Here is a 3,737-nt window from a genome sequence, read left to right on the forward strand (position 1 = left end):
CCCACCACCCCCCTCGACCTCCTCGGCTGAACAGGGGCGTGGCCGACCGCCCGGGAGACCGATTCCGCGGCCGGTCACCATCGGCCCACGCCCGGTTCGCCCGTCGAGATCCGCTGTACGCTGCGCGGCATGGGATCTGGGCGGGTACGGGTTCGATTCGCGCCATCTCCCACCGGCATCTTCCATGTGGGTGGGGCGCGGTCGGCGCTGTTCAACTGGCTGGTCGCGCGGCGCGCCGACGGCGACTTCGTGCTGCGCATTGAGGACACCGACGCGTCCCGCAACCGGCCGGAGTGGACCGACGGCATCATCAGCGCGCTGGACTGGCTCGGCATCAGCCCCGGCGGGTACGAGGGTCCGGTGCTGCAGTCATCGCGTGCCGACCGGCACCGGGCCGCGGCCGAGCGGCTGCACGCCGAGGCCCTCGCCTACTACTGCGACTGCACGCGCGAGGCCCTGGCGGGACGCACCGGCAACGCGCAGCGCGGCTACGACGGATTCTGCCGGGACCGCGGGCTCGCCCCGGGTCCCGGCCGGGCGCTGCGCTTTCGCACGCCGGACGACGGCGTGACGATCGTCGAGGACCTCATCCGCGGCACGCCGGAGTTCCCGAACGACACCATCGAGGACTTCGTGGTCGCGCGGGCCGACGGGTCGGCGGTGTTCCTGCTCGCCAACGTCGTCGACGACCTGGAGATGGGGATCACCCACGTCATCCGGGGTGAGGAACACCTGTCGAACGCCCCGAAGCAGCAGCTGCTCTGGGCAGCGCTCGGCGCGGGCGCGCCGCCGGTGTGGGCGCACGTCCCGGTGATCGTCAACGAGAAACGCCAGAAGCTGTCGAAGCGGCGCGACAAGGTGGCGCTCGAGTCCTACCGGGACGAGGGATACCTGCCCGCCGCCATGAAGAACTACCTGATGCTGCTCGGTTGGGCCCCGCCCGGCGAGGACGAGATCGTGCCCTGGGAGACGATCGAGTCCACCTTCGACCTTGCCGACGTGAAGCCGTCGCCGGCGTTCTTCGACGAGAAGAAGCTCAAGGCGTTCAACGGTGAGTACATCCGGCGGCTGAGCGTCGAGGAGTTCATCGAGGCGGTCCGGCCCTGGCTCTCGGCACCGGCCGCGCCGTGGGAGCCGGCCGCGTTCGGCGCGGACGCGTTCGCCGCCCTCGCCCCCCTGGCGCAGAGCAGGGTCTCCGTGCTGTCGGAGATCGTGCCGATGGTCGACTTCCTCTTCCTGCCGGAGGTACCGATCGACGACGCGGCCTGGGCCAAGGCGATGAAGGGGCCGGCAGCGGAACTGCTCGCCGACGTCCACGACCTCTACGACAAGATCGAATGGGAGGCCGAGACGCTGAAGGCCGGGCTCACCGAGGTCGGCGAGCGGCACGGTCTCAAACTCGGCAAGGCGCAGGCACCGGTGCGGGTCGCCGTGACCGGGCGGAGCGTGGGACTGCCCCTGTTCGAGTCGCTGGAGGTGCTCGGCCGGGAGACCACCCTGCGGCGGCTCGCCGAAGCGCGGGAACGGCTTACCGGCGGCTGACCTCACGCCGGTCCACGGCGGCTTCGCGCGCACGCCGGTCCACGACGGCCTCGCGCGGCGGGCAGGGCTGAGCCCGGGTCACGGCTGGGACGGGCCGCGACCCGGGCTGGGGAGACCCACCAGAAGCCGGGGTTACCTCTGGTGGGTGAGGCTGCTCCAGTTCGCCAGCCACCCGGGCGGCCACCCGGGTGGCCAAGGTACGGTCGCGTTCGACAAGGACCAGCACACCCCGCCGGGCCTAAGAGATCCTTAAAACAAGCTCAAGACAAGCTGTGATCTTGCTGTCACGAAATGCCTCTCGAGAGTGACCATCCCGTGATGTCAGGATATTGCCGCCAAGCGGGAGTCCACCGGACTTAGGGCTCACCGTGACCCTGGGTGGCTGATCCTCGGGGCGTGCGCTGGCGCGGGCTCAGCCCGGACCACTCGTCCGCCCAGGCCGCCAGCGGTTCCAGCACTCCCTGCAGGCGACGGCCGTGCGCGGTCAGCCGGTACTCGCCGGCCTCGTCCACCTCGACGAGGCCGGCCTCGCGCAGCTCCCGCAGGCGTTGGGTCACCTGGGCCTGCGGCGCGTCGAGCCGCGCCACGAGCGCGCGGAACGGCAGGGCCGTCCCGCGCAGGTTCCAGTAGACGGCGAGGGCGAAACGCCGGCCCAACAGGTCCACAAGACCGGCGAGGGCGGACGGTGCGCCGTCCGGAGTCTCCGGATGAGTCTCGGGATGACCGGAGGCGTGCGGTCGTCCCGGCCCGTTCGGCCTCGCCTGCCTCATCAGCATGTCCCGCCGGGACCGCTCATCGGTGGTCTCCGGGGTCTCCGGCGCGAGGGTACCTCGATCAGCGGGCACCGACCGAACCGACGCCGTTGGATCCGACACCGTTGGAGCTGTGCGAGCCGAGGGGAGCGAACAGCCTGGTCGCGGACTGCCCGGCGTGGGCGCCAAGCAGGTCCCGGGCCTTCTGGTAGAAGGTGGCCGCCTGCGCGGAGACGAGTCCCGCCGCGCTCTGGACCTCCGGGCGCTCCTGGAGGTCACGGACCTGCCGCATGATGGCGTCGTAGTGCTCCCGGCCGGCCCGGGCGCCGAGGACGTATCCGAGACCGAGGGCCAGGATGACGCTGGGCCTGATACGCATGTTGCCTCCCAGGAGACCGAGGGACGTGCAGGCGGATGGCCGCCGGCCGCTTGACGTTGTGTCGTCGGGTTGATTCCTACCCCACGTCCAAGACCGCCCGAACCTCAGGTAGGCTGACGACGTCAGGTACATGGCAGGTACACGGCACCCGATCCCGCGTAGCTCAATTGGCAGAGCAGCCGGCTGTTAACCGGCAGGTTATAGGTTCGAGTCCTATCGCGGGAGCATAGGCCCAGGCCGGAGGCCTGATCCCTTCCGAAGATCAATTCCGAGTCATATCAGTACCACTTTAGCCTTACCCATCCATACTATGATCTTGATCGATGCAAGATCAAGAGAACTACTACAAGCACGGCCACGCGTGGACCATCAAGATCACGAAAGATTCACCTGCCGGTGGGTCGACAGTAGCCCCTCAGATTGCCACGCTGTGCAGCAGAGCCAACACGACGGTGCTGTGGGGGTGGCCGGTGCGACTGGCGTCGTTCAACGTGGAAAACCTGTTCGAACGGGTCCGGGCGATGAATCTGCCCACCTGGGACGAAGGCCGACCGGTCCTAGCCGCATTCGACCGGTTCACCACCCTCGCCCAGCACGAGGTCTATACCGTTCAGGACAAGACCGACATGCTCGCCGACCTGGAAACGATGGAGATCCTGACCCGCACCGGCGAGGGTCGGCTGCAGCTCAGCCGGGATCCACAGCCGCGGTGGGCCCGGCTTCGCGAGAACCGCGGGAACTTCCTCACCCAACCCCCCGGTAAGGACGCTGTGATCGACGCAGCCGGACGGCAGGATTGGATCGGCTGGGTCGAACTGGTCACCGGCCCCGTCAACGAGACCGGGATCCGCTCCACCGCCCAGGTCATCACGGACATCAACGCCGACGTTCTCGCCGTGATCGAAGCCGAAAACCGTCCGGCGCTGGTCCGGTTCAACACCAGTCTGCTCGCCGGCCTGTACGCCCACGTGATGCTCATCGACGGCAACGACCCCCGCGGCATCGACGTCGGCCTGCTGGCCAAACCCGGCCACACGATCGGCTCGATCGTCAGCCACGTCGAC

4 protein-coding genes and 1 tRNA gene are annotated in these 3,737 nt (G+C 68.9%); 3 read left to right on the forward strand and 2 right to left on the reverse strand.

Annotation, left to right across the window (positions count from 1 at the left end; translation table 11 throughout):
- Positions 1-129: 129 nt before the first annotated feature.
- Positions 130-1,542 carry a glutamate--tRNA ligase gene (gene gltX, locus AC08OV_RS23935; RefSeq protein WP_476616035.1) on the forward strand — a complete coding sequence of 471 codons (1,413 nt, stop codon included), beginning with the start codon at positions 130-132 and terminating at the stop codon, positions 1,540-1,542.
- Positions 1,543-1,898: 356 nt separating this feature from the next.
- Here the strand turns inward: gltX and AC08OV_RS23940 are convergent, their stop codons facing one another.
- A complete protein-coding gene (locus tag AC08OV_RS23940; RefSeq protein WP_476620362.1) occupies positions 1,899-2,387 on the reverse strand; it encodes a winged helix-turn-helix transcriptional regulator in 489 nt (162 codons plus the stop codon).
- A complete protein-coding gene (locus AC08OV_RS23945) occupies positions 2,377-2,673 on the reverse strand; it encodes a hypothetical protein (protein ID WP_476616033.1) in 297 nt (98 codons plus the stop codon). The genes AC08OV_RS23940 and AC08OV_RS23945 overlap by 11 nt, the downstream gene beginning before the upstream one ends.
- A gap of 152 nt (positions 2,674-2,825) precedes the next feature.
- Between AC08OV_RS23945 and AC08OV_RS23950 the strand changes: the two genes are divergently transcribed.
- Positions 2,826-2,898, forward strand: a tRNA-Asn gene (locus tag AC08OV_RS23950).
- A gap of 98 nt (positions 2,899-2,996) precedes the next feature.
- The coding region (locus AC08OV_RS23955) for a hypothetical protein (protein ID WP_476620363.1) at positions 2,997-3,737 on the forward strand (741 nt) is incomplete at its 3' end.

The organism is Frankia sp. CeTa3Moorea (assembly GCF_978021225.1).

Coding starts and splice junctions, on each gene's coding strand:
- gltX (WP_476616035.1), top strand. CDS start 130: ATGGGATCTGGGCGGGTACGGGTTCGATTCGCGCCATCTCCCACCGGC.
- AC08OV_RS23945 (WP_476616033.1), bottom strand. CDS start 2,673: ATGCGTATCAGGCCCAGCGTCATCCTGGCCCTCGGTCTCGGATACGTC.